Source organism: Pseudomonas sp. AGC41 (genome assembly GCF_057334555.1).
In genome coordinates, this window is sequence record NZ_JBHFJB010000089.1 from 40,338 (window position 1) to 42,580 (window position 2,243).

Below are 2,243 nucleotides of genomic sequence, written 5' to 3' on the forward strand. Positions count from 1 at the left end.
CCTGGAGGTTACCAGGTCGGAGGGTTCCCGCCGGGCTGGGTCGAATGGAACGACAAATTCCGCGATACCGTGCGCGCCTTCTGGAAAGGCGACGACGGCCAACTCGCCGACTTCGCCAGCCGCATGACCGCTTCGGGCGAAATGTTCAACCAGCGCGGTCGACGCCCTTATGCCTCGGTGAACTTCGTCACCGCCCACGACGGCTTCACCTTGCACGACCTGGTGTCGTACAACGACAAACACAACGAAGCCAACGACGAAAACAACCAGGACGGCAGCAACAACAACCTGTCCTGGAACCATGGCGTCGAAGGTCCGACGGATGATCCCGAGATCAACGCGTTGCGCCATCGGCAGATGCGTAACTTCTTCGCCACGCTGTTGCTCGCCCAAGGCACGCCGATGATCGTCGCGGGCGACGAGTTCGCCCGCACCCAGCATGGCAACAACAATGCCTACTGCCAGGACAGCGAGATCGGCTGGGTCAACTGGGACCTGAGCGAGGATGGCGCGGCGCTGCTCAAGTTCGTCAAGCGTCTGATCAAGCTGCGTCTGACTTACCCGATTCTGCGGCGCGGACGCTTCCTGGTGGGCAATTACAACGAGGACATCGGCGTCAAGGATGTCACCTGGTTGGCCCCGGATGGCAACGAGATGACCGTTGAACACTGGCAGGACGGCCAGAACCGCTGCCTGGGCATGCTGATGGACGGGCGCGCCCAGGAAACCGGTATCCGCCGCAAGGGGGCCGACGCGACCTTGTTGCTGGTCGTCAACGCACACCATGACATCGTCAACTTCCGCCTGCCGGAAGTGCCGGAAGGCAGTTTCTGGACGTGCATGGTAGACACCAATCAGCCGACGGTGCGCGGCCAGGAGCGCTTCGATTTTGATGCCGAATACTCCGTCACCGGCCGCTCGTTGCTGTTGTTCGAGCTGCAACGCGACGAAGAGGAATAACACGGCAAATCGACAAACCGCAGGGACGCGGTTTTTCCAGTCGCTCATACGACGCAGTTAGAATAAAAAAAAGCGGATCAGATACACAATCTGACGCGACGAAACAGCCAGCATAGTCAATACTTCGCGTACGGCGGTTCCAGGACTCGGAGCGCCGCGAATCACAGTCAGCCCTGCGGGGCGACGCCGGGCAGTCGGTCCGGCGCGTGACTGAACGATTGAACAGCACAAGGACGTAGCCTCTATGAAACCCGCCTCCCGCTTGCAAGGCCGGCAGCACCGGCAGATATGGAACAGCGCGCCGCAACTGGCCGACATTCCTATCATCAGCACCCAGACACTCATACCCGCCGGCTCCCGCGCGGTCATCCTTGCGCCGCACCCGGGCGACGAGGTCGGTGCCTGCGGCGGACTGCTCCAGTTGTTGAGCAACCTGGACCATCCCATGCTACTGATCTCCGTCACCGACGGCAGCCTCGGCCATCCGGGTTCGCCATTATGGAACGATGAGCGGCTGCGCATGTTCCGCCCCCACCCCCAGGAAAGCGTCGACGCCCTGCATCGCCTGGGTGTGCCGCCCAATGGCCTGCAGTGGGTGCGCGGCGGCTTTTCAGAAAAGAGCCTGGCCGAGCACGAGGAGCCACTGGCCGCGTTTATCGGTCATCATCTTCGCCCCGGTGACGTCGTATTCAGCACTTGGCGCCAGGACGGCGACAGCGACCACGACACTGTCGGACGCGCCGGGGCCCAGGCAGCCGAAGCGATCGGTGCAGTGTTCAACGAGCTGCCGGTCTGGGCGTGGCATTGGCCCGTCCGCGAGCAGAACAGGATCCCCTGGCATCGGGCTCGCAAACTGCGCCTGGATGTCTGGACCACCGCCCGCAAGCGCCACGCCATGCACGCTTACTCCAGCCAGCTCAACGGTGAGCCGGCCAGCGGTATCGCACCGCTGGTACCCCGGGTGATTCTCGACCGCATGGGCATGCCGTATGAAATCGTTTTCATCTGATCAGTCCCCCGTCCTGTGGCTAGGGCCTGTTTATCCGTGCACCACAACCTTGTGGGAGCGAGCTTGCTCGCGAAGGCGGTTTGATTGGGTACATATCCATTTTTTTGGTAACGGCCGCTTAGGGTTCCGCCCTTATGGCGGGTCACTTTTGGAAGAGCCGGGAGCCGGACCAGCCAAAAGTAACCAAAAGCGCTTTGCCCCACCACTCGGCACCTCGCCTAGGCTCGGTGTGCCCTCACTCCGGCATTGCTCCGTGGGCCCGCCGCGAAGGGCC

General features: G+C 62.2%; 1 protein-coding gene and 1 pseudogene. Both read left to right on the top strand.

All coding sequences use genetic code 11. The features are described from left to right. Positions 1 to 960, top strand: a pseudogene (locus tag ACE04F_RS16280) (glycogen debranching protein GlgX); the annotation flags it as partial. 244 nt (positions 961 to 1,204) lie between these two features. Next, positions 1,205 to 1,969, top strand: coding sequence for a PIG-L deacetylase family protein (locus tag ACE04F_RS16285; RefSeq protein ID WP_486108255.1), 765 nt, complete (start codon positions 1,205 to 1,207; stop codon positions 1,967 to 1,969). Positions 1,970 to 2,243 lie beyond the last annotated feature (274 nt).

Bases quoted from the DNA above. Each gene is read 5' to 3' on its own strand.
- ACE04F_RS16285 (WP_486108255.1), top strand. From the start codon at position 1,205: ATGAAACCCGCCTCCCGCTTGCAAGGCCGGCAGCACCGGCAGATATGG.